Below are 23,148 nucleotides of genomic sequence, written 5' to 3'. Positions count from 1 at the left end.
CCCCTGCGCGTCCGCCGTCAGGCGTTGGGCCGGTCCTTGGCGGCCGCCGCCTTCGCCATGGCCTCCAGCTGCACGAGCATCGGCATCGGGTCGGTGCCGACCGTCCCCGGCAGGAAGTCGGCGATCTTCTCGGGGGTCCAGGGGCCCTCCGCGTACCCGGCGCGCAGCTCGCGCGGCTGGGCCCAGACGGCGATCTTGGGGCCGGCGACGGTGTAGACCTGCCCGGTGATGCCCTCGGCCTTCGCGCGGTCGCTGAGCAGGTACGTGACCAGCGCGGCCACGTCCTCGGGCTCGCCGATCTCCTTGAGCTCCATGGGCACGTTGGCGGACATCCGGGTACGGGCCACGGGGGCGACGGCGTTGGCCGTGACCCCGTACTTGTGCAGGCCGAGGGCCGCGCTGCGGACGAGCGAGATGATCCCGCCCTTGGCGGCGCTGTAGTTGGCCTGGGCCACCGAGCCCTGGTGGTTGCCGCTGGTGAAGCCGATGAGGGTGCCGGAGCCCTGCTTGCGCATGACGGCCGAGGCGGCGCGGAAGACGGTGAAGGTGCCCTTGAGGTGGGTGGCGACCACCGGGTCCCACTCCTCCTCGGACATGTTGAACAGCATCCGCTCGCGCAGGATGCCGGCCACGCAGACCACCCCGTCGATGCGCCCGTACTCGGCGAGCGCGGTGTCCACGATGCGCCGGCCGGCCGCCATGGTGGAGATGTCGTCGGCGACGGCCACGGCCTGTCCGCCGGCCGCGGCGATCTCCTTGACCACGGCCTCGGCCACCTCGCTCGTGGGTGCGCCGCCCTCGATGCCCACGCCGTAGTCGTTGACGACGACCCTGGCGCCCTCGGCGGCGGCGGCGAGCGCGACGGCACGGCCGATGCCCCGGCCCGCGCCGGTGACGGCGACGACCTTGCCTGCCAAGAAGTTCCCCACGTCCGGCCCCTTCCCGCGGTTTCTGACGGACCGTTAGATTTTATGGCCCATCGGGTCCGCGAGCACAAGACCTCAGGAGGCACCGTGTCCGCACTGCCGGCCGAGTTCCACGAGATCGCCAAGCGCGTGAACAACTGGGGGCGCTGGGGCGCCGAGGACGAGATCGGCACCCTCAACCTGATCACCGGGGACGTCGTACGGGCGGCCGCCGCGGAGGTCCGCACCGGGCGCCGCATCCCCCTCGCGCTCCCGCTCAAGGAGGACGGGGTGCAGGCGGGCCTGATCCCGGGCCGGATCAACCCGCTGCACACGATGGTGCAGATCAACCAGGAGCTGTTCGGCCCGGGCACGGTGGCCTGCAGCGACGACGCGGTGACCATGGGCCTGCAGGCGGGCACCCATTGGGACGCCCTCACCCACGTCTCCCACTCGGGCCGCATCTACAACGGCCGCCCCGCCTCCTCGATCACCCCGCACGGCCGCGCCGAGTTCAGCGGCATCGACAAGGCGGCGCCGATCGTCTCCCGCGGGGTGCTGCTCGACGTGGCCCGCGCGAAGGGCCTCGACCGGCTGCCCGGCGGGCACGCGGTGACCCCGGCGGACCTGGCCGAGGCGGAGGAGTTCGGACGGGTGCGGGTGCGCGCCGGGGACGTGGTGCTGGTCCGCACCGGCCAGGTCCAGGTCTACCTGGCGGGCGACCGGCACGGCTACGGCTTCCCCTCCCCGGGCCTGTCGGTGCACGCGCCCGAGTGGTTCCACGCCCGCGACGTGGCGGCGGTCGCGAACGACACGCTGACGTTTGAGATCTTCCCGCCGGAGATCGAGAATCTGTGGCTGCCCGTCCACGCCCTCGACCTGGTGGAGATGGGCATGCACCAGGGCCAGAACTGGAACCTGGAAATGTTGTCCACAGCCTGTGCAGAAGATTCCCGCTACAGCTTCCTCCTCTCGGCCATGCCCGAACCCTTCGTGGGCGGCACGGGCACCCCGGTGGCCCCGGTGGCGGTCCTGTAAGCGGCCGCCGCCGGCGGGTTGACCTTCCCCCTGGGGAAGACGGGAGCGTGTCGGCCATGGAGGAAACCGCACCGACGGAGGCGCCGGACCTGCTCGCCATCGGCGTGTTCGCCCGGCGGGCCCGGCTCTCGCAGAAGGCCCTGCGGCTGTACGACCGCCAGGGCCTGCTGCCCCCGGACCACGTGGACCCGGTCACCGGCTACCGCTTCTACGCCGAGGGACGGCTCGCACCGGCCCGCCTGATCGCACGGCTGCGCGCGCTGGACATGCCGCTGGCCGAGGTCGCGGCGGTGCTCGCCGCACCGGCCCCCGAGGCGGCCGCGCTGGTCGCCGCGTACTGGGAAGGCGTGGAACGGCGCATCGCGGCCCAGCGCGCCCTGGCGGCCCACCTCCGCAACCAACTGACGGACGGCGAAGGGAGCCTGGACATGTACGAGATCCACGAGCGGGGGCAGCCCGAGCAGCTGGTGCTCACCGAACAGCGGCACATCACCCCGGAGGAACTCCCGGTCTGGATCCCGGCCGCCTGGGCCCGGCTCTCGGCCGTCGCCGACGCCCACGGCGGGCCGTACGGACACCCGTTCGTCGTCTACCACGGCGAGGTGGACGAGGACGGGGACGGCCCGGTCGAGATGTGCGTCCCGGTCGACCCCGCCCTCGACCCGTCCGCCCTGCCCGTACCGGCCCGCCGCGAGCCGTCCCGTACGGAGGCGTACGCGCGTCTCACCAAGGCGGAGGTCGGCCACCCGCAGATCCTCTCGGCCTACGAGGCGGTCTACCAATGGGCCCGGCAGCAGGGCCGCACCCCCACCGCGGCCCCCCGCGAGGTCTACTTCGCCGACTGGTCCACCGTCGGCCCCCACGACCCGGCCTGCGACGTCACGGTCCCCCTGACCACCTGACCCCGGCACCGCCCGGCGGGGCACCGCTCCGGCACGTAACCGATTGATCACTGGCAGCAATGACATATGCGGTACCATATGTGCATGACTCTCAAGCGCACGACGGTCTACGTCGACGCGGAGGACCTCCAGGTCATCAAGGAGGCGGCCGCCAGGGAAGGCGTCTCCGAGGCAGAGATCATCCGCCAGGCCATCCACCGGGCAGCCCTCGCGCGCCGGGTGTGGAACGAACCGTTCTTCAGCCGGACGTACCCCCCGCTCACCGGTGAAGCCACCGATACCGCGAAGGCGCGCCACGACATGTGGGAGGAGAAGGCGAGCCGGTACAGGGCGACGAAGGGCGACGCCGCGTGATCGTCCTGGTCGCCGACACCTCGGGACTGCTCGCGGCCCTGGAGGACGGCCATCCCTGCGGGCCCGGCGCACGCGAGGCGCTGGACCGTGCGAGCGTCCTGATCGTTTCACCGGTGATCCTCAGTGAACTCGACCACCTGGCAACCCGGCAGCTCGGCCGCGGGGCCGCGGTGGAGGCCGTCGACGACCTGTGCCGCCGGATGCGCGCGGGCCGGGCCGAAGTCGCCCCGGTGACGGTGTCCACGCTCGAAGAAGCCCAGATCGTCCGGGCCCACTACGCAGACCTGAACCTGGACCTCACAGACGCCGTGAACGTCGTCCTGGCGCGCGACTACGACACCGCCGCGATCCTGACCCTCGACCGGCGGGACTTCCGCGCCATTTCCCCGCTGAGCATGCACAAGGCGTTCCGCCTGCTGCCCGACGACCTCTGAGCCCCTGAACCTGCGGGTGGCGGCGTGCGTTCGTGCGCGCCCCGAGCACGGCACGGCAGCCGCCACCCCACGACCCGCACTCGTCAAGGTCAACCCTTGGCGTCCCCTCGCGACGCGTCGCTCCACTCCAGGGTGATCAACGCATGACGGTCCGTCAACTCCTCGTTAGAGGTACATGCGGGCGGGCGGGGCCGGTTCCGCGGCCTTCTCGTCGCGGTCGATCTCGCACCAGATCCGCTTGCCGGCGCCCTCGCGCTGCCAACCCCAGCGGTCCGCCAGGCCGTCCACCAGCTCCAGGCCGCGGCCGCTCGTCTCGGAGTCCTCCGCGTGCCGGCGGGACGGCGGGCAGTCGCTCGCGTCCATCACCTCGACCCGCACCCCGGGTCCGCCGAACAGCATGCGGAGCACCGCCGGGCAGCCGGTGTGCACGACGGCGTTGGTGACGAGTTCCGAGATGAGCAGGATCAGCGTGTCGGTGAGCGGCTCGTCCGCTCCTATGCCGCAGCCGGCCAGCCGGGAACGCGCCCATCTGCGTGCCCGGCCCACTTCGGCGGGATCCGGACCGACCTCCAGCTGAACCTGAAGCACCTGCACCGCTCACACCATCCGAACCGGCGGACACTTCGCCTCACGACGGAACGGGATCACGGACCGTGATCCCCTTGCGGAGCAGCATGGTTGACATACAGTCACCACAACAAGCGCTTCGGGCATATTCCAGCGCGAAGCCGTGGGCGTGGTGCATACTGTGCGACGCCCTCGCCGCTCGACCGCTCGCATCCCTCGGAGCGTACCGGAGCCGGCACCCGACTCCCGTGTGTAACGAGTCGGACGAAGGACACAAACATATATCAACTCTCTGTAATCGGACACGCGTCCCGCGGCGTCCCACCCGTGACTCCCTCAGCGCCCGCCCATCCCGGTCCCCGCTGCCGCCCGCGCCCCCGCTTCCGCCTCCGCCTCCGCGAGCAGCCCCTCGGCGAGCAGTTCCTCCGCCCCGGCCGCCGTGCGCCACTGCCCGGCGCGCAGCCAGGCCCGCTTGAGGTGCAGGTGGACGTCCGCCTCCCAGGTGAAGCCCATGCCGCCGTGCACCTGGAGGCAGTCCCGGGCGTTGCGTTCCGCCGCCTCGTCCGCCAGCAGCTTGGCCGCGGCGGTCTCGTGCGGGTCCGCGGTCACCGCCGCCGCGTAGACCGCCGTGCGGGCCAGCTCCGCGCGGACCAGCATCTGCGCGCACAGGTGCTTGACCGCCTGGAAGGCCCCCACGGGCTGCCCGAACTGCTCGCGCTCCTTCGCGTACCGCACGGCCAGTTCGCAGGTCCGCGCCGCGCTCCCGGCCTGGAGGGCGGCCGTCAGCAGCTCCCCCTCCGCCCGGTGCGCCGACCCCGCCGCGGGCGGTACGGCGGCCCCCGGCGCGGCCCGGTACAGCGGGGTCAGCGGATCCACCGACCGCACCGGCTCCCCGGCACCCCCGGCGACGGCACCCGCACCCGCACCCGGCCCCTCCCCCGCCCCCAGCACCGCGTCCGCCTCCGCCAGGTACGGCACCAGCCCGCCGCCGAGGTCCGCGGCCGTCACCACCGCCTCGCCCGCCGCCGCCCCCGGCACCGTCCCGGCCGCCAGGTGGGTGGCCACCAGCGGGCCCGGCAGCAGGGCCCGCCCGGCCTCCTCGAAGACGAGCACGGCCTCGGCGAGCCCCAGCCCGACCCCGCCCTGCGCCTCCGGCAGCCGCAGCGCGAAGAACCCGGCCTCGCCCAGCTCCCGCCACAGCGCCCGGTCCACGACCGGCCCGGACCCGGACTCCGCCGAGGTCACCGAGGCCCGCAGCTCCTCCCGCCCGTACCGGGCCGCGAGCAGCTCCCGCATCCCCGCGCGCAGGTCCCGCTGGTCCTGTGTCATCCGGAAGTCCACGTCACCGCCCGCCCTTCGGCAGGCCGAGTATCCGCTCGGCCACGATGTTCTGCTGGATTTGCGAGGTGCCCGCCGCGATCGTGTAGGAGAGCGAGGAGAGCCGGTCGGCCACCCACTCCCGGTCCGCCTCCAGCGCCCCCGCGCCCAGCACCTCGGCCGCCGTGTCGTACAGCTCCTGCCGGGCGTGGGAGTAGCGCAGTTTGAAGACCGAGCCGCCGGTGCCGGGGACGCCGCCGGACGAGGCCTGGGCCTCGCTGACGTTCCACTGGGTGAGCCGCCACAGCGCCCCGAACTCCCCGTGCAGCCTGCCCAGCCGGCGGCGCAGCACGGGATCGTCCCAGCGGCCGTTGCGCCGGGCCTCCCGGGCGAGTTCGCGCAGGGTGCGGCGGCAGGCGACGACCTCGCCGACGAAGGCGGTGCCGCGTTCGAAGGAGAGGGTGACCATGGTGACCCGCCAGCCGTCGTTCTCGGCGCCCACCCGGTTGGCCGCGGGCACCCGCACCTCGTCGAGGAACACCTCGGCGAACTCCGCCGACCCGGCCAGCGTCCGCAGCGGCCGCACGGTCACCCCGGGCGCGTCCATGGGCAGGGCCAGCCAGCTGATCCCGCGGTGCTTGGGGGCCTGCGGATCGGTCCGCACGAGCAGTTCGCACCAGTCGGCGACCTCCGCGTGCGAGGTCCAGATCTTCGAGCCGCTGACCACGTAGTCGTCCCCGTCGCGGACCGCGCGGGTGCGCAGGGCGGCGAGGTCGGAGCCGGCGCCGGGTTCGCTGAAGCCCTGGCACCAGACCTCCTCCCCGCGCAGGACGGGCGGCAGCCAGCGGGCCCGCTGCTCCGCGGTGCCCTCGGCGGCGATGGTGGGCCCGGCGTGCAGCAGGCCGACGAAGTTCGCGCCCACGTACGGGGCCCCGGCCCGCTCGGTCTCCTCCAGGAAGATCAGGTGCCGCGCGGGGGTGGCACCCTGCCCGCCCGCGTGCACGGGCCAGTGCAGCCCCGCGTACCCGGCCTCGTACAGCCGGCGCTGCCAGCCGAGGTCGTACGCGCGGCGGCCCGGCCAGTCGTCCGGGGAGGGCCGGGGCGGCAGCTCGGGCAGCACCTTGCCGAGCCAGGCGCGCAGCCGGGCCCGGAACTCCTGCTCCTCTTCGGTGGGGGCGAGGTCCACTAGCGCGCCCCGCCGGCCCGGCGGTCCCGGTCGAGGTCCAGGCCGAGCATGCGGATGGCGTTGCCGCGCATCAGCTTGTAGACGGTCTCCTCGTCGAGGCCCTTCACGTGGTCGAGGGCGACCTCCTTGGTGTGCGGGAAGGTCGAGTCCACGTGCGGGTAGTCGGTCTCGAAGGTGGCGTTGTCGCGGCCGACCACGTCGAGCGAGGCGATGCCGTGCTTGTCGCGGAAGAAGCAGCAGAAGATCTGCCGGTAGTAGTACGTGGACGGGGGCTCGGGGATCAGCCCGCGGACCCCGCCCCAGGCCCGGTGCTCCTCCCACACGTCGTCCGCGCGCTCCAGGGCGTACGGGATCCACCCCATCTGGCCCTCGCTGTAGGCCAGCTTGAGCTGCGGGAACTTCACCAGCACCCCGCTGAAGAGGAAGTCCATCATCGAGGCCATGGCGTTGTTGAAGCTCAGCGAGGCCTGCACGGCGGGCGGGGCGTCCGGGGAGGCCGCGGGCATCTGGGAGGAGGACCCGATGTGCATGTTCACGACGGTTCCGGTCTCCTGGCAGGCCGCGAAGAACGGGTCCCAGTAGCCGGAGTGGATCGAGGGCAGCCCGAGGTGGGTGGGGATCTCCGAGAAGGTGACCGCGCGCACCCCGCGCTCCGCGTTGCGCCGGATCTCGGCGACCGCGAGGCCGATGTCCCAGAGCGGGACGATGCACAGCGGGATGAGCCGGCCCCCGCTGTCCCCGCACCACTCCTCGACCATCCAGTCGTTGTACGCGCGCACGCAGGCGAGGGCGACCTCCTTGTCCTTGGCCTCGGCGAAGGTCTGGCCGCAGAAGCGGGGGAAGGTCGGGAAGCACAGGGAGGCCTCGACGTGGTTGAGGTCCATGTCGGCCAGCCGCGCCGCCGGGTCCCAGCAGCCGCGCCGCATCTCGGCGCGGGTGATGCCCTCCAGGGTCATGTCGTCGCGGTCGAAGCCGACGGCGGCGATGTTGCGCTTGTACGGGAACCTGAGGTCCTCGTAGATCCACCAGTCGGCGGGCGGGCCGTCCGGGTCCATCGTGATCCGGTACTTGCCGCCGGTGTACGCGAGCTCTCCGATGCCGGCGGTGAGCGGCTGCGGTCCCCGGTCGCGGTACTTCGCGGGGAGCCAGGTCTCGAAGAGGTGCGCCGGTTCGATCACGTGGTCGTCGACGCTGATGATCCGAGGCAGTTCCATGAGGTCCCCTCACACCGTTTCTGATGGATCGTCAGAAACAAGCTAGCCCCGGGACCCCTGGACCGACAAGCGCCCGCGCCCTACCCTCTCCAGTTGATCTGACTACCCGTCAGACATCTCGGTCGAGGGCGGCTCTGGAGGCTGGGCATGGCGGACACCGCGACGGACACCGCGAAGGAACTGGGCCGGTCCCGCACCCTCTGGGACCTGGTCGCGCGCCGGGCCGCACTGACCCCGGACGCCCCCGTGCTCATCGAGGACGGCACCGGCCGCACCCTCTCCTTCGGGCAGCTGGCCGAGCGCTCCGAACGGACCGCCGCCGGGCTGTACGCCCGGGGCGTGCGGCCCGGCACGGTCGTCGCCTGGCAGCTGCCCACCCGCATCGAGACCGTGCTGCTCTCCCTGGCCCTGGCCCGGCTCGGGGCCGTGCAGTCCCCGGTGATCCCCTTCTACCGGGACCGCGAGACCGGCTTCGCCCTGCGCGAGTCCAAGGCGGAGCACTTCGCCGTGCCCGGCGAGTGGCGCGGCTTCGACCACACCGCGATGGCCCGCCGGCTCGGCGCCCGCGGGGTCTTCGAGGCGTACGAGGACCTGCCCGAGGGCGACCCGGGACTGCTGCCCCCGCCCCCCGCCGACGGCACCGCCGTCCGGTGGATCTACTGGACCTCGGGGACCACGTCCGACCCCAAGGGCGTCCTGCACACCGACCGCTCGCTCATCGCCGGCGGCTCCTGCCTCGCCCACGCCCTGCACCTGACCGCCGCCGACGTGGGCTCGATCGCCTTCCCGTACGCGCACATAGGCGGGCCGGACTACCTCGTGATGCTGCTGCTCTACGGGTTCCCTGCGGTCCTGTTCGAGAAGTTCGCCCTGCCCGCGGCCCTGGAGGGCTACCGGCGGCACGGGGTCACCGTCGCCGGCGGGTCCACCGCCTTCTACTCGATGTTCCTCGCCGAACAGCGCAAGGACCCGCAGCGCCCCCTGATCCCCACCCTGCGGCTGCTCGCGGGCGGCGGCGCGCCCAAACCGCCGGAGGTCTACCACGCCGTGGTCCGCGAACTGGGCTGCGCGCTGACCCACGGCTACGGCATGACCGAGGTCCCGATGATCACCATGGGCTCCCCGGACGACACCCCGGAGCAGCTCGCCACCACCGAGGGCCGCCCGCCCGCCGGAATGTCCGTGCGCATCACCGCCCCCGACGGCAGCCCGCTGCCCCCCGGCACCGACGGGGAGGTGCGGCTGCGCGGGGAGGCCGTCTGCCGGGGCTACCTCGACCCCGCGCAGACCGCGGAGGCCTTCGACGCCGAGGGCTACCTGATCACCGGCGACCTCGGGCACCTCACCGCCGACGGGCACCTGGTGCTGACCGGCCGCAGCAAGGACGTCATCATCCGCAAGGGCGAGAACGTCTCCGCGAAGGAGATCGAGGACCTGCTGCACCGGCTGCCCGGGGTGGGCGACGCCGCCGTCATCGGACTGCCCGACCCCGACCGCGGGGAACGGGTCTGCGCGGTGGTCGAACAGCCCCCGGGGGCCGAGCCCCTGACCCTGCCCGCGGTCACCGCGCACCTGCGCGCGGCGGGCCTCGCCACCCACAAGCTGCCGGAGCAGCTGGAGCTGGTCGAGGCCCTCCCGCGCAACGAGACCCTGCGCAAGGTGCTCAAGTACAAGCTGCGCGAGCGCTATGCCTGAGCGCACGGCCGGGCCCGGGCCGGGAGGCCTGCCCCGGTCCGGGCCGTGACCGGCTCAGACGGAGTCCGGCGGCTCCACCCCGCAGTACCCGGCGAAGGCGGTCAGGATCTCCTCCTCGGAGATCCGGCCGTCCCCGTCGGCGTCGAGCCCGGCGGCCACCCGGACCGCCAGCTCCTCCGGGGTGCCCAGCACGCGCAGCACCCGGGCCGCGGCCGCCGGGGTGGCCGCCCCGGCCCCGTCCTCGTCGGCGACGGCGAGCACGGCGTGCAGGAAGGGGCGGGCGATCTCGGCGAAGCGCACCGGGTTGTCCCGCAGCCGCTTGACGGCCCCGGTCACGAACTCCTCGCGGGTGACGCGCTGGTCGCCGTCCACGTCCGCGATCCCGGCCATTCCCTGCCAGAAGGCCTCGGCGCCGATGAACACGGCCTGGCCCTTGTCGGAGCGCGCGGTGGTACCGAATTCGGCCAGCACGGCACGGGCGGCCGCACTGAAGTCCTCCCGGTCGATATAGCCGTTGCCGTCCTGGTCGAAGGTGGCGAATCGGGCGGCGATCTTGCGCTCGTACTCTGCGCTGTCCATATTCGGCGTTCCGCCTTCACATGTGCGGTGGGGTGCAGTTCAAGACAGGCGGCAGCGTACGGCCTCGATGGCCTGGACGTTAAGCGAAGGGTGCGGGCAAGTGGCCGCACCCGACCCGCGCACGGGGCGCGCGCCGGGGCGCGTCGCTCCGACCTGCGGTTCCGCGCGCACGCGGGGGCTTTAACACGGAAGCCTCCGGTCCGGGGCCGGTTCGGACAAACTCGGCCCCAAAAGGCAGTTGGCCATTACATTCGAGTGGTCGACACAGGGCTGGGGGCCGCCATGGCGAAGGACGCACCACCGCGCTGGGACCGCCGCATGCAGCAGCGGCTCGCCCGCGGCGAGGCGGCCGCGCTCGGCGAGCTGTACGACCGCTTCGCCTCGCTCGTGCACGGGCTGGCCTACCGGGTGCTGAGCGACGAACGGGCCGCGGACCGGATCACCCGCGAGGTTTTCGGGTACATCTGGGAGCACCCCGACGCCTACGACCCCAAACAGGGCTCCCTGCGTTCGTGGGTGGCCCGGATAACGCAGGGGCAGGCAGTGGCCCGGCTGCGGCAGACCGAGTACGGCCGCGGCTCCCGCGAGGAACTGGAGCAGAAGGTGCGCATGGCCTCGGCGGCCGCCCGCGCGGACTACATCGTCACGTCCATGCCGGCCCCGCTGCGGGCCGCGCTCGATCTCGCGTACTTCCAGCGGCGCGACTACCGGCAGACCGCGGCCGACCTCGGCGTGACGGAGGACGAGGCGCGGCGCCGGCTGCGGCTCGGCCTCCAGCTGCTGTCCACGGCGTACGCGCCCGCCGGCGAGGGCGGCTCCCCGCCCGGGTACGGAACCGCCCGATGAACGGCTCCGGCGGCGCACGGCGTCCCGGCGAGGGCGAGGACCGCGGCGACCCGGTGGCCCCGCGGATACCGGGACAGCGCGGGGCGGCGGACGACCTCGACCTGTACGACCCGCCCACCCTGGAGCCGGACGCGGAGCCGGACCCGTACCTCCCGCCGGCGGCGGGGCCCGGGCCGCAGGACCCGTACGCCCCGGACCCGTACGCCGCCGGCCCGGCCACCCCGGACCCGGAGTCCGGTGCCACCCCGCCCGGGGACGCCCCGGAGCCCGCCGCCCCGCGCTCGCACGCCGTGCTGAAGTCCCTGCTCGGCGCGTGGGCGCTGGCGGCGTGCTCGGCGGAGGAGACCCGGGCCGTCGAGGACCACCTCACCGAGTGCGCCCCCTGCGCCGAGGAGGCCCTGCGGCTGCGGGAGGCGGTGGCCCTGCTGCACCCGGACGAGAACCTCGACCTGGACCCGCTGCTGCGCTCCCGCGTGCTGGAGGGCTGCCTCGTACGGCGGCCCGCCCGGATCCCGGTGCCGACGTGGGCGGCCCCGTACGACGCGGAGACCGCGCGCCTGGACGCCCTGCTCCAGGACTTCGGCGACGCCGAGTGGCAGGCGCCGGTGCGGCTCAAGTGGTTCGCCGACGAGGGGCCGCAGAGCCGCCGGACCACCGTGGCCGGGGTGATCGGCCACCTGCTCGCCGTGGACGGCATGATCGCCGCCGCCCTCGGACTGGACGACCCGCTGGGCCCGGACCACGGGGCCGTGGGACCGGAGGCGCGCACCGAGCGGTACTGGGCCGCCGCGCCCCACCCGGCCGGGCGCCGGGTCCGCGAGCCGTGGCGGGAGCAGGGCCACACCCTGCTGCGCACGGTGTCCTTCGCGGGCGGCGGCGCGGACGCACTGGCCGTGGACTACGGGGCGGTCGCCCTGCCGCTCGCGGACGCCTTCCTGGAGCGGGCCTTCGAGTGCTGGGTGCACGCCGTGGACATCGCCGACGCGGTGGACTACCCGTACGACCCGCCCTCGGGCGCCCACATGCACAGCATGATCGACCTCGCGGCACGGCTGCTCCCGGGCGTGCTGGCCGGACGGCGGCGGGCCGGGCTCGCGGCCCCCGTGCAGGGGCTGGCCGTGGCGGGCGCCCCGGGCCGCACCCTGCGCCTGGAGATCGAGGGGGCCGGCCGCGGGTCCTGGGACATCGCCCTGGACTCCCCGGGAGCCGCCACCTCGGCCGAGCACACCGTGGCGGAGATCGCGCTCGACGCCGCGGAGTTCTGCCGGCTCGCCGCCGGGCACATCGCCCCGGAGGAGGCCGCGGCCGGACAGCACGGGGACCGGGAGGCCATCCGCGAGGTGCTGTTCGCGGCGGCCTCCCTCAGCCGGCTGTGAGCGGGGCCCGCCCGGGCCCCCGCCCGCCGCGTCCGGCCGCGTCCGGCCCGGGAATCAGGCGAAGACGACCGTGCGGGAGCCGTTGAGCAGCACCCGGTGCTCGCTGTGCCACTTCACCGCGCGGGCCAGCGCCTGGCACTCCACGTCCCGGCCGATGGCCACCAGCTGGTCGGGGGTGACCTCGTGGCCGACCCGCTCGACCTCCTGCTCGATGATCGGGCCCTCGTCGAGGTCGGCGGTCACGTAGTGCGCGGTGGCGCCGATCAGCTTCACCCCGCGGGCATGCGCCTGGTGGTACGGCTTCGCGCCCTTGAAGCTCGGCAGGAAGGAGTGGTGGATGTTGATGATCCGGCCGCTCAGCTCCTTGCACAGGTCGTCGGAGAGCACCTGCATGTAGCGGGCGAGCACGACCAGTTCGATGTTCTCGGCACGCACCAGCTCCAGGAGCTGCGCCTCCGCCTCGGGCTTGTTGTCCTTCGTCACCGGGATGTGGTGGAAGGGGATGTCGTACGAGCCGACCAGCTCGGCGAAGTCCGTGTGGTTGGAGACCACCGCGGCGATCTCCACCGGCAGGGCCCCGATCCGCGAGCGGAACAGCAGGTCGTTGAGGCAGTGCCCGAACTTGGACACCATCAGCACGATCCGCATGCGCTCGTCGGAGCGGTGGATCTGCCAGTCCATCCGGAAGGAGTCGCCGATCGCGGCGAAGCTGGCGCGCAGCTTCTCGACGGTCACCGGCGGCTCGGCCTCGAAGTGCACCCGCATGAAGAAGAGACCCGTGTCACGGTCTCCGAACTGCTGGCTGTCCTCGATGTTGCACCCGGTCATGAACAGGTAGCTGGACACGGCGTGCACGATCCCCGCCTTGTCCGGGCAGGACAGGGTCAGGACGTACTGCTGGGGCGCACTGGTGGCTTGGGCATCGCTCATGACACCACAGACTTGCACACTGCACGGCCCCCTCGGAGCCGTGCGCCGCCTGAGCGGGCACCGTCTCGCACCGTGGACGGCCGGCGGCCGGGCGGTAGCCGTCCGATGGCGGGACGGAGGCGGGACGGATGCCGGATCGCCGTCGGGATGCCGGACGGAGGCCGGACGGATGCCCGGAAGCCGGACGGAGGCTAGGCGGAGGTCAGCGTCCGGAGGTCGGCGAGGGAGCAGGGCCGGGTGTCCGGGTCCTCGCCGTCGGCCACCGACAGGCGGACGTGGGCGTCGCGGGCGGCGCGGACCGCCTCGGGCCAGCCGTGGTGGTCGAGGTAGGCGGAGACGGGGGCGTCCGGGCCGACCTGGTGCAGGATCCGCAGCACCCGCAGGACGGCCACGTCGACGAGCGCGGCCTCCTGCGAGTCGCGGAATATCGTGCCGACGTACTTCTCGGCGGACCAGCTGTCCAGCCAGGTGTCCTCGACGAGGCGGTACACCGCGTCGGTGACGTCCCCGTAGCCTTCGAGGCCCGCCAGCCAGCACTCCTCGTGGAAGACCGGGTCGGAAAGCATGTGGAGCGCCGAGCGCACGTTGGAGCGCCAGCGCCACCAGGGCATGTCGTTGAGCGGCATGCCGCCCATGGTGGAGGAGCGGCGGCCGCGACGGGAAGAGTTCTTCGAAGCTTGGACGAATGTCACGGTTGACGATCGTACGTTCCCCCATACGGGGATCTTGACACCCCCGTAGTTCACCTTGATGTCACCGAACGTTGAGTGGACATCACTGCGGTGTTACCGAGGGGGCGGAATTGTGCATGCACATGACCGACAGGCGACGCACGCTTCCCTCTCGCTCGATCGCATCCGCGGCCCGCTTGGCCCTGTGTACGGCGGTGGGCGCGTCCCTGATCGGGGGATGCGGGGCGCTCCCCGGGAACGCGGGGGGATCCGGGGAGCCCCTCACCGTCATGACCTGGGCGCCGGAAGGCACCAAGGCCACCAACATGCCCGGCATGCCCGCCATGGCCAAGGCGTACGCCCGCTGGGTGAACGCGCGCGGCGGGATCAACGGCCACAAGCTGCGGGTGCTGACCTGCAACGAGGAGAACACCCCCAAGGGGGCCGCCGACTGCGCCCGCAAGGCGGTCGAGGAGGACGCGGTCGCGGTCGTCGGCTCGTACAGCCAGCACGGCCGCGCCTACTTCGCCCCGCTGGAGACCGCGGGCATCCCCTTCATCGGCGGCTACGGGGCCTCCGCCGAGGAGTTCCAGAGCTCCCTGTCCTACCCCGTCAACGGCGGCCAGCCCGCGCTGCTCGCCGGCACCGGCCACCAGCTGGGCCGGATCTGCGCGAAGGTCGCGCTGGTCCGCCCCGACACCCTGCCCGGGGACACCCTCCCGCTGCTGATCAACGCCGGGCTGAAGTCCGCCAAGGGCCGCGAGGACGTGCAGGCCGCCGACGTACGGGCCGCCGACGACGCGACCGACTACAGCGAGGCGGCCCGCCGGGCCCTCGCGGCGGCGGGCGCCGGCGGGCACGCGGCGGGCCGGCTCGCCTCGGCCGGCGGGGCCGGGGCCGGCAGCGGCCGGAGCTGTGTGACGGCCGCCCTGGGCGAGCACACCGAGACCTTCTTCGACTCCTTCCGGCGCGTGGAGGACGACGGCACCCGGGTGAAGATCGCCTCCGTGCTCGGAAGCATCAGCCAGGGCCTGGTCAACCGCACCGGCGGCAAGGACGGCCCCTTCGAGGGCGCGTACGTCACCGGCTGGTACCCGGTCGCCTCGGACCCGCTGTGGGAGCCCATGCGGAAGGTGATCAGCAAGGAGGCGTTCGGCGACGACCGGGTGGACCCGTCCGACACCGGCACCCAGACCACCTGGATCGCGTACACCGTCTTCGCGGAGATCGTGAAGGCGCTGGGCGACGAGGAGATCACCGCCCGGAAGGTGGCGCGCGCCCTGGACCGCGCCGACGGGATCAAGACCGGGGGCCTCACCCCCGACCTGCGGTGGCGCTACCAGGACATGCGGGCGGTGGGCGGCTTCCCGCGCATCGTCAACGGCCGGGTGACCTTCCAGCAGGTGCAGGGCGGGGTGCTGGTCGCGCAGGGCGAGGGCGCGATGGACATGACGGCCACCCTGGAGTCGGCCCCGACCTCCAGCTGAGGCCCGGCCCTGCGGACTCCTCGGGGCCGCGGCGCGCGCCGCGGCCCCGAGGGCTTCAGAGCTGGCTGCGGTCGCGCTTGGTCAGGTCGTACTTGGTCGCGATCCGGTTCCACAGCACGGAGGCGGACTGCTTGGCCTGGCTGGCCTCGCCGCTCGCCTTGTTGCCCTGGACCGCGTGGTCGGTGCTCCGGGCCTTGCCGCCCTTGCAGAGCTTCTTGCGGCCGTCGAGCTGCTCGGCCCACTCCGCGTAGTGGTTGTCGGCCTCGGCGGAGGCCTGCCAGGCCTTCTTCAGGTGGCCCGACAGCCGGTCGTGGTCGGGGAGCTTGTCGATCTGGAGCTCGTCGAGGCGGGTGACCATCTCCTCGCGCTGGCGGGCGGCGTCGCGCAGGTCGTCCGCGGCCTGCTCCAGGTTGTCGCAGCCCTTGATGTCCTCGACCGAGCGGATCACCGCGGCCCGGCTGTCGTTGCTGTCGGCGAGCAGCTTGTCGAGCTGCTCGGCCTGGCCCTTCGCCGGGTCCACGGGCTTCTCCCCGGCCGGTTCGGAGCCGCCGGTGGTCGGGGTGGAGGACTCGGAGACCACCGAGGACTGGGTGGGGCTGTTCGAGCCCTTCTCCCCGCCGAGCAGCGCACCCACGCCCAGGCCCACCACGGCCAGGCCCACCACTCCGGCGATGATCAGCCCGGTGGAGGTGCGGCGCGGCTCGGGCTCGGGGTACGGCTGCTGCTGCACGGGGTGCTGCGGGTGCCCGGGCGGGCCGGGAGGCTGCTGGTGGAAACCGGGCGGCGCCGGCTGCGGGGCGAACCCGGCCGGCGGGCCCTGTCTGCGGCCGGGCTGCGGCCGCGGCGGGGCGACCGGCTCCTCGATCTTCGGGAGCGGGGCGGTGGATCCGGCCGCGTCGTCGTTGCGGAACAGCCCGTCGAAGTCGGCCGGCGGCCGCGGGGGGCCCGCGGGCCCGGCGGGCACCGGCGGAATGAAGGCGGTCGGCTCACTGTCCGCCCCCGCCCCCGCCCCCGGGCCGGCCGGCACCGGCGGAATGAAGGCGGTGGCCTCGGCATCGGGGCCCGCGCCGGGCCCGTGCGGCACCGGCGGGATGAAGGCCGTCGCCTCGGCATCCGCACCCGCGCCCGGACCCGGACCCGGACCCGGACCCGTGCTCGGGTACGGCGGAATGAGCGCGGTCGCCTCCGCGTCCGCACCCGCCGCCTGCGCCGGGAACGGCGGTATGTACGCGGTCGCCTCGGCATCCGCACCCGCGCCCTGGTACGGCGGGATCAGCGCGGTCGCCTCCGCGTCGGTGCCCGCCGCCTGCGCCGGGAACGGCGGTATGTAGGCCGTCGCCTCGGCATCCCCACCCGCGCCCGGGTACGGCGGGACGGGCGGGACGGCCTCGGCGGCGCCTCCCGGGCCGGGGAACGGCTGCTGCCCGTACCGCTCCGCCTGCTGCGGTGCGTACGGGTCGGCCGGCGCCCCCGCGTACCCGCCGCCGTGCGGCTGCGCGTACGGGTCGGCCTGCTGCGCGTACGGGTCCTGGTAGCCGGGGGTGCCGGAGGGCGCCTGGAGGTACTCGGGCTGCGGCGGGTACCCGTAACCGGGCTGCGGGGGCACGCCGGGCGCCTGCGGCGGATATCCGTAGCCGGGGGCCGGCTCCTGCGGGTACCCGTAGCCGGGCGCCGGCTCCGGCGGCCGGCCCGGCCCCCACTCGCCGCCCCACGGCTGCCCGCCCGCGGGTGCCGCAGGCTGCGCATCCGGCGCACCCGGAGTCCAGGGACCGGACCCGTCGGCGGGCAGCACGATGCCCTCGCGCGGGGGCTGCGCCGCCGGATACTGCGGTTCGCCCCCCTGTCCGCTCTGCGTCACCGGGACTCCTTCTCCGCCTGGGGAATCGTCGGTTCACGCTACCGGGTCCCCCTGCGGGGGAACCACGCACCCATGATCAAACTCAAGCAGGCGCGCCGGAACATTTCCGATGAACCGACATACGCCCCGATACGTCGCTGCAGCGCAGGGCCCCAGCCGGGCCCATCCCGCCCCGCCGGCGCCGGGGCGGGACCCAGGACCGGGCAAATCCAGCCCCGCCGACGCCGGGGCGGGACCCAGGACCGGGCAAATCCAGCCCCGCCGACGCCGGGGCGCAGGACCCAGGGCCGGGCCAATCCAGCCCCGCCGGCGTTTGAGGCGCGGGGTCCGGGGCGGAGCCCCGAAAACCACCGACCCCCGCACCCGCCCACCGGGCAAATCCAGCCCGCCGACACTGGAGCGCAGAGCCCCGCCCCGGGCCAATCCAGCCCCGCCGGCGATTGAGGCGCGGGGTCCGGGGCGGAGCCCCGAAAACCACCGACCCCCGCACCCGCCCACCGGGCAAGCCCAGCCCCCGACGCTGGAGCGCAGAGCCCCGCCCCGGACAAACCCAGCCCCGCCGGCGATTGAGGCGCGGGGTCCACGGGGCGGAGCCCCGGGGAGGTCAGGCCGGTTGCAGGTCCAGCCGGGCCGTGAACTCCCGCACGGCCGCCTCCTCCCGGTAGGGAGCCAGCCGCTGCCGGAAGTCGTCCAGATACTCCGCCCCCCGGTTCGTCCGCAGCGTCCCGAGCAGCTCCACCGCCCGCGCCCCCGTCTGGCACGCCTCCTCCACCTCCCGCTGCTGCACCTGCGAGGCCGCCAGCAGCAGCAGCCCGATGGCCCGCCGCCGCGCCTTCGTCTCGGGCAGCGCCCGCAACGCCTCCTGGGCCCGCTTCCCGGCCGCCTCCGCCTGCCCGAGGTCCCGGTGGCAGTGCGCCAGCTCGTCCGCCAGGTACGCCGTGTCGAAGTGCCGGATCCACACCGGGTCGTCCCCGGACTCCGGCTCGGCCCGCTCCAGCGCCGACAGCGCCCGCCCGGCCAGCACCTGCGTGGCCCGCGCGTCCCCCAGCAGCGCGTGCCCGCGCGCCTCGGCCGCGAAGAACATCGCCTGCACCCGCGGGGTGACCTGCCCGCGGGCCCCCTCCTGCGCGGCCCGCGCCAGCTGTGCGATCTCGCGCGGATTGCCCAGCTCGGCCGCGAGGTGGCTCATCGACGCGGCGAGCACGTACCCCCCGTACGCCCGGTCCCCCGCGGCCTGGGCCAGCCGCAGCGCCTGGATGTAGTAGCGCTGGGCGAGCCCGGGCTGCCCGGTGTCCACCGCCATGTACCCGGCGAGCTCGGTGAGCCGGGCCACGGCCGCGAACAGCGCTCTCCCGACCGGCTCCCGGTACGAGCCGCCGAGCAGCCCCGACACCACGCTGTTGAGGTAGTGGACGACCACCGGCCGCACGTGCCCGCTGCCGAAGCGGTGGTCGAGGTCGGTGAGGGCGTCCGTGGTGGCCCGTACCGCCTCCACGTCGGAGAGCCCGACCCGGGAGCCGGCGGTCCGCGCCACCTGCGCGTCGGCCTGGGTGATCAGCCAGTCCCGGCTGGGCTCGACCAGCGCGGAGGCGGCGACGGTGGAGCCGGTGAGGAAGTCGCGGCGGCCCACGTCGCTGCGCCACAGCTCGCAGACCTGCTCGATGGCGCCCAGCACGGTCGGGGAGAACTGGAGTCCGACCCCGGAGGCCAGGTTCTTGCCGTTGGCCATGCCGATCTCGTCGATGGTGACGGTGCGGCCGAGTTTGCGGCCGAGGGCCTCGGCGATGATGCCGGGGGCCCGGCCGCGCGGCTGCTGGCCGCGGAGCCAGCGGGCCACGGACGTCTTGTCGTAGCGGAGATCCAGGCCGTGTTCGGCGCCGCACATGTTCACGCGGCGGGCGAGTCCGGCGTTGGAGCACCCGGCTTCCTGGATGAGTGCCTGCAGCCGTTCGTTCGGCTGGCGGGCGACGAGAGGCCTGGCTGCCATGGAAGAAACCCCCTGAGGCCACGGGTGATCGTTCGAAGGATCACTGCCCGGCTGAATGCGGAGAATGCGGAAGTTGCCCGGAACGTGGCGCTCTTGCGCTCGCTTGCCTGGGGTTGTGGGATGTTGTCGGGTTTCAGCCGTGCATTCACGGGTCTCGCTACCCACTCCCCGGAGCCTCCTCGCCCGCGCGCCCCCGCCCGTGCACCGGTGCGCCCCGCGTGCAGGATCGATGCAGCGGTGGTCGTGCGCCCCGCCTGGCGCCGTCCCCGTAACCCCAGGTGGCGGGGGGAGTTGTGAAGGGCGTGGAAGAGACCATGGGAGTCACGGAAGCCGCACCCATCCCCAAGCAGCGCGGCGAGCAGCTGCTGGACCAAGCCGTGCGGTATGCGGAAGAGCGGCACTGGGACGTGTTCCCCGGCACCTGGCTGGAGCCCGGCGACGGCAGGGAGCTGTGCTCCTGCGGGAAGCCGGAGTGCGCGGCTCCCGGCGCCCACCCGGCGCGCGACGACTGGGCGGCCCAGGCGACGGGCAGCGCGGTGCAGGTCAGGCGGGCCTGGCAGCGGCAGCCCAAGTCGTCGATCCTGCTGCCCACCGGCCGCACCTTCGACGTCATCGACGTGCCCGAGTCGGCCGGGTTCCTGGCGCTGGCCCGGATGGAGCGGATGGAGCTGACGCTCGGCCCGGTCGCCCTCACCCCGGACCGCCGGATGCTGTTCTTCGTCCTGCCGGGGGCCGGGGCGAAGGTCCCGGACCTGGTGCGCAAGCTCGGCTGGGTGCCCTCGGCCATCGACCTGAAGGCGCGCGGCGAGGGCGACTGGGTGCCGGCTCCGCCCACCCGGTTCGGGGGCCGGGGCGCGGTGCAGTGGGCGCGGCGGCCCACCCCCGCGAACCGCTGGCTGCCGGACGCGGAGGAACTCATCAACCCCCTTGCGTACGCGTGCGGCAGGGAGGCCGTGGCGGCCCGGGCCCGGCGCGCCTGAGGGCGCGGGCGCCCCGGCGCGCGGCCGGGACCGTTCGCTCCTTCTGCGCACCGCGTGGTCCCTCGTAGGGTGGGCGGGACCAACGGGGAAACGCACGAGAGGTGGGCGCACAGTGCCTGACCAGGTATTTGCGGCCGAAGCGGGCGGGGCGCGACCGGCGCCGCCCGCAGCCGTACGGATAGCGGGGCTCTGGAAGCGGTTCGGCGAGCAGGTGGCCGTGGCCGGAATCGATCTGGAGCTGCCCGCGGGCAAGTTCATCGGCCTGGTCGGCCCGAACGGCGCGGGGAAGACCACCACCCTGTCGATGGTGACCGGCCTTCTGCGGCCCGATCAGGGGACGATCGAGGTGGCCGGTCACGACGTGTGGACCGATCCGGTGAACGTGAAGGCGCGGATCGGAGTGCTGCCGGAGGGGCTGCGCCTCTTCGAGCGGCTGTCGGGGCGCGAACTCCTCGGCTACATGGGCCGCTTGCGGGGGCTTCCGGGCGAGGAGACCGACAAGCGGGCCACCCAGCTGCTGGACGTGCTCGACCTGGCCGGCTCCCAGCACAAGCTGGTCGTGGACTACTCGACGGGCATGCGCAAGAAGATCGGGCTGGCGGCGGCCCTGCTGCACAATCCCGAAGTGCTGTTCCTGGACGAGCCGTTCGAGGGCGTGGACCCGGTGTCGGCGCAGACCATCCGCGGGGTGCTGGAACGTTACACCGCGTCGGGGGCCACGGTCGTCTTCTCCTCGCACGTGATGGAGCTCGTGGAGTCGCTCTGCGACTGGGTGGCCGTGCTGGCCGGCGGCCGGATCCGGGCCGCGGGTCCGCTGGACGAGGTCCGCGGCGAGGCCCCCTCCCTGCAGGACGCCTTCCTGGAACTCGTCGGCGCCCAGGGCCGCAACGCGGGCGAGGCGCTGGACTGGCTGGGCGGCGGGGCGGCCCGGTGAGCTCCCCGACCACGGCGCAGCTGACGCCGGTCTTCGTCCGCCTCAAGCTGTCCCTGCTGCGCAACGGGCTGAAGCAGTCCTCGAAGCGGCGGGCGGCGTTCGTCGCCACCCTTGTCTTCGTGGGCCTGTTCGCGCTGCTCCAGCTGCTCGGACTGGTCCTGCTGCGCGGGAACGCGCACGCGGGCACCGTCACGGTCCTGCTGGCCGGGGTGCTGGCCCTGGGCTGGGCGGTCATGCCGCTGTTCTTCGCCGCCGGGGACGAGACCCTCGACCCCTCGCGGCTGGTGATGCTGCCGCTGCGGCCGAGGCCGCTGGTCGGCGCGCTGCTCACCTCCTCGCTGATCGGCATCGGGCCGTTCTTCACCCTGTGCCTCGCCGTGGGCGCGGTGGTGGCGGTCGCGCACGGGCCCGCGGGCATCGCTGCCGGGGTGCTGGCGGTGCCGCTGCTGATGGCGGGCTGCGTGGCCCTGGCGCGGGCGGTGGCCACCGCCAACGTCCGGCTGCTGTCCAGCCGCAAGGGCCGCGATCTGGCCGTGCTGAGCGGGCTGCTGATCGCGGTCGGCGCGCAGTTCGTGAACTTCGGCTGGCAGCAGTTGGCCCGCGAGGGCGGCCTGGAGTCCCTGGAACCGGCCGCGGCCGTGGTGCGCTGGCTGCCGCCGGCCACCGCGCTCGGGGCCGTGGACTCGGCGGGCCGGGGTGCGTACGGGACGGCGGCCGCGCAGCTGCTGCTGACGGGGCTCGGCGTGGCGGGGCTGCTGTGGGCCTGGCAGCGGTCGCTGACGAAGCTGATGGTGACCCCGGACGGGTCCACGATCGCCGCCGCCGAGGAGGCGCGCTCGGCGCAGGAGCGGCAGGACTCCGGCTGGGCCCGGCTGCTGCCCGGCGGGCGGACGGGCGCGGCGATGCACCGGACCCTGCGGTACGTGTGGCGGGACCCGAAGACGAAGGCGGCCTGGGTGACCTCGCTGGCCGTGGGCGCGATCGTGCCGGTGTTCAACGCCCTCCAGGGCACCGGGTCGGTGTACCTGGCGTGCATGGGTGCGGGGATGCTCGGCGTGCAGATGTACAACCAGTTCGGGCAGGACACCTCGGCGTTCTGGATGGTCGCGCAGACGATCTCCGGCACGCGGGACGCCTACCTGGAGCTGCGGGCGCGGGCCCTGGCCCTGGCCGTGATCACCGTCCCCTACACGGTCGTGGTCACGGTGGTCACGGCGGCGCTGGTCGGCAACTGGGCGGCGCTGCCGGAGACCGTCGGACTGTCCCTGGGGCTGCTCGGCGGGATGCTGTGCACGGGTGCGGTCGCCTCGGCGCGGTTCCCGTACTCGATCCCGCAGGACGGCGCGTTCAAGAACGTGGCGGCCGGGCAGGGCGGGCTGGCCTGGCTGAGCATCTTCGGCGGCATGGTGGCCTCGGCCGCACTGAGCGCTCCGCTGATCGTCCTGACGGTCTGGATGCACGTGGCGGGGCATCATGCACTGCTGTGGCTGGTCCTGCCGCTGGGCATCGGCTGGGGCCTGCTCGTCGCATGGGCGGGCGTACGACTGGCGGCCCCGGCCGTGGCCCGGCGCCTCCCCGAAATCCTGACCGCCGTCAGCAAGGGCTGACACCCGGCCCCCGCCCCAACGGCGCGGGGGCCCGGGGCCCGGGGGCAGTCCCCCCACTCCACCCCCGCCGGCGCTTGAGGCGCGGGGGCCGGGGGGCACATTCCAGCCCCGCCGGCGTTTGAGGCGCGGGGGCCCGGGGGCGGAGCCCCCAACCCAAGCCCCGCCGACGCTTGAGCCGCGGGGGCACATTCCAGCCTCGCCGGCGTTTGAGGCGCGGGGGTGCGGGGGCGGAGCCCCCGAAGGGCCCAGCCCGGATCCCTGCGAGGTTGGAAGAGAGTAGT

21 protein-coding genes are annotated in these 23,148 nt (G+C 73.9%); 11 read left to right on the top strand and 10 right to left on the bottom strand.

All coding sequences use genetic code 11. The features are described from left to right. Positions 1-17: 17 nt before the first annotated feature. Complete coding sequence (locus ACZ407_RS34065; protein WP_468135251.1) at positions 18-929, bottom strand: SDR family oxidoreductase; 912 nt, start codon at positions 927-929, stop codon at positions 18-20. 84 nt (positions 930-1,013) lie between these two features. Between ACZ407_RS34065 and ACZ407_RS34060 the strand changes: the two genes are divergently transcribed. From ACZ407_RS34060 to ACZ407_RS34045, 4 genes are all read left to right on the top strand, one after another. Continuing rightward, complete coding sequence (locus ACZ407_RS34060) at positions 1,014-1,943, top strand: cyclase family protein (RefSeq protein WP_468135249.1); 930 nt, start codon at positions 1,014-1,016, stop codon at positions 1,941-1,943. A 56-nt stretch (positions 1,944-1,999) separates the two neighbouring features. Further along, complete coding sequence (locus tag ACZ407_RS34055) at positions 2,000-2,845, top strand: MerR family transcriptional regulator (protein WP_468135247.1); 846 nt, start codon at positions 2,000-2,002, stop codon at positions 2,843-2,845. 84 nt (positions 2,846-2,929) lie between these two features. Then, positions 2,930-3,199 (top strand): ribbon-helix-helix domain-containing protein, encoded by a 270-nt coding sequence (locus ACZ407_RS34050; protein WP_468135245.1) that lies wholly within the window; start codon positions 2,930-2,932, stop codon positions 3,197-3,199. Beyond that, on the top strand, positions 3,196-3,633 hold the full coding sequence (locus ACZ407_RS34045; protein WP_468135243.1) for a PIN domain-containing protein: 438 nt from the start codon (positions 3,196-3,198) through the stop codon (positions 3,631-3,633). Before ACZ407_RS34050 ends, ACZ407_RS34045 begins: the two co-directional genes overlap by 4 nt. Positions 3,634-3,798: 165 nt before the next feature. Here ACZ407_RS34045 and ACZ407_RS34040 read toward each other — a convergent pair whose 3' ends face one another. The 4 genes from ACZ407_RS34040 to ACZ407_RS34025 form a co-directional block, all read right to left on the bottom strand. Continuing rightward, positions 3,799-4,227 carry an ATP-binding protein gene (locus ACZ407_RS34040; protein WP_468135241.1) on the bottom strand — a complete coding sequence of 143 codons (429 nt, stop codon included), beginning with the start codon at positions 4,225-4,227 and terminating at the stop codon, positions 3,799-3,801. Between the two features lie 309 nt (positions 4,228-4,536). Beyond that, positions 4,537-5,541 carry an acyl-CoA dehydrogenase family protein gene (locus ACZ407_RS34035; RefSeq protein WP_468135239.1) on the bottom strand — a complete coding sequence of 335 codons (1,005 nt, stop codon included), beginning with the start codon at positions 5,539-5,541 and terminating at the stop codon, positions 4,537-4,539. Between the two features lies 1 nt (position 5,542). Then, the gene (locus ACZ407_RS34030; RefSeq protein WP_468135237.1) at positions 5,543-6,703 is read right to left on the bottom strand and encodes an acyl-CoA dehydrogenase; all 1,161 of its coding nucleotides are present in this window, start codon (positions 6,701-6,703) and stop codon (positions 5,543-5,545) included. Beyond that, the gene (locus ACZ407_RS34025; protein ID WP_468135235.1) at positions 6,703-7,917 is read right to left on the bottom strand and encodes an amidohydrolase family protein; all 1,215 of its coding nucleotides are present in this window, start codon (positions 7,915-7,917) and stop codon (positions 6,703-6,705) included. Before ACZ407_RS34025 ends, ACZ407_RS34030 begins: the two co-directional genes overlap by 1 nt. A 147-nt stretch (positions 7,918-8,064) precedes the next feature. Here ACZ407_RS34025 and ACZ407_RS34020 point away from each other — a divergent pair, with 147 nt between their 5' ends. After that, positions 8,065-9,612 (top strand): class I adenylate-forming enzyme family protein, encoded by a 1,548-nt coding sequence (locus tag ACZ407_RS34020; RefSeq protein ID WP_468135233.1) that lies wholly within the window; start codon positions 8,065-8,067, stop codon positions 9,610-9,612. Between the two features lie 54 nt (positions 9,613-9,666). Here the strand turns inward: ACZ407_RS34020 and ACZ407_RS34015 are convergent, their stop codons facing one another. Further along, entirely contained in the window at positions 9,667-10,191 is a 525-nt protein-coding gene (locus tag ACZ407_RS34015) for an EF-hand domain-containing protein (RefSeq protein WP_468135231.1), read from the bottom strand. Between the two features lie 282 nt (positions 10,192-10,473). Between ACZ407_RS34015 and ACZ407_RS34010 the strand changes: the two genes are divergently transcribed. Beyond that, the gene (locus ACZ407_RS34010) at positions 10,474-11,037 is read left to right on the top strand and encodes a sigma-70 family RNA polymerase sigma factor (protein ID WP_468135229.1); all 564 of its coding nucleotides are present in this window, start codon (positions 10,474-10,476) and stop codon (positions 11,035-11,037) included. Next, entirely contained in the window at positions 11,034-12,413 is a 1,380-nt protein-coding gene (locus tag ACZ407_RS34005; protein ID WP_468135227.1) for a maleylpyruvate isomerase N-terminal domain-containing protein, read from the top strand. Before ACZ407_RS34010 ends, ACZ407_RS34005 begins: the two co-directional genes overlap by 4 nt. A gap of 54 nt (positions 12,414-12,467) precedes the next feature. On the opposite strand, the gene purU is transcribed toward ACZ407_RS34005, so the two are convergent. Both purU and ACZ407_RS33995 read right to left on the bottom strand, forming a co-directional pair. Beyond that, positions 12,468-13,343, bottom strand: a complete 876-nt coding sequence (purU, locus tag ACZ407_RS34000; protein ID WP_468135225.1) for a formyltetrahydrofolate deformylase — start codon at positions 13,341-13,343, stop codon at positions 12,468-12,470. 191 nt (positions 13,344-13,534) lie between these two features. Next, on the bottom strand, positions 13,535-13,978 hold the full coding sequence (locus ACZ407_RS33995) for an SCO4402 family protein (protein ID WP_468135285.1): 444 nt from the start codon (positions 13,976-13,978) through the stop codon (positions 13,535-13,537). 179 nt (positions 13,979-14,157) lie between these two features. On the opposite strand from ACZ407_RS33995, the gene ACZ407_RS33990 reads away from it, so the two are divergent. Next, complete coding sequence (locus ACZ407_RS33990; RefSeq protein WP_468135223.1) at positions 14,158-15,501, top strand: ABC transporter substrate-binding protein; 1,344 nt, start codon at positions 14,158-14,160, stop codon at positions 15,499-15,501. 55 nt (positions 15,502-15,556) lie between these two features. Here ACZ407_RS33990 and ACZ407_RS33985 read toward each other — a convergent pair whose 3' ends face one another. Both ACZ407_RS33985 and ACZ407_RS33980 read right to left on the bottom strand, forming a co-directional pair. Beyond that, positions 15,557-17,359, bottom strand: coding sequence for a hypothetical protein (locus ACZ407_RS33985; protein ID WP_468135221.1), 1,803 nt, complete (start codon positions 17,357-17,359; stop codon positions 15,557-15,559). A gap of 604 nt (positions 17,360-17,963) precedes the next feature. Continuing rightward, on the bottom strand, positions 17,964-19,346 hold the full coding sequence (locus tag ACZ407_RS33980) for a transcriptional regulator (protein ID WP_468135220.1): 1,383 nt from the start codon (positions 19,344-19,346) through the stop codon (positions 17,964-17,966). A gap of 314 nt (positions 19,347-19,660) precedes the next feature. Here ACZ407_RS33980 and ACZ407_RS33975 point away from each other — a divergent pair, with 314 nt between their 5' ends. The 3 genes from ACZ407_RS33975 to ACZ407_RS33965 all read left to right on the top strand — a co-directional run bounded on the left by ACZ407_RS33975 (position 19,661) and on the right by ACZ407_RS33965 (position 22,867). Then, the gene (locus tag ACZ407_RS33975; RefSeq protein ID WP_468135219.1) at positions 19,661-20,326 is read left to right on the top strand and encodes a bifunctional DNA primase/polymerase; all 666 of its coding nucleotides are present in this window, start codon (positions 19,661-19,663) and stop codon (positions 20,324-20,326) included. A gap of 112 nt (positions 20,327-20,438) precedes the next feature. Continuing rightward, positions 20,439-21,260 (top strand): ABC transporter ATP-binding protein, encoded by an 822-nt coding sequence (locus ACZ407_RS33970; protein WP_468135217.1) that lies wholly within the window; start codon positions 20,439-20,441, stop codon positions 21,258-21,260. After that, positions 21,257-22,867, top strand: a complete 1,611-nt coding sequence (locus ACZ407_RS33965) for a transporter (RefSeq protein ID WP_468135215.1) — start codon at positions 21,257-21,259, stop codon at positions 22,865-22,867. Before ACZ407_RS33970 ends, ACZ407_RS33965 begins: the two co-directional genes overlap by 4 nt. Positions 22,868-23,148: the final 281 nt, after the last annotated feature.

This window comes from Streptomyces sp. NPDC030809 (assembly GCF_055572195.1).
Note: the sequence above shows the minus strand (reverse complement) of the source record. Positions and strands in the feature narration are given on the sequence as shown.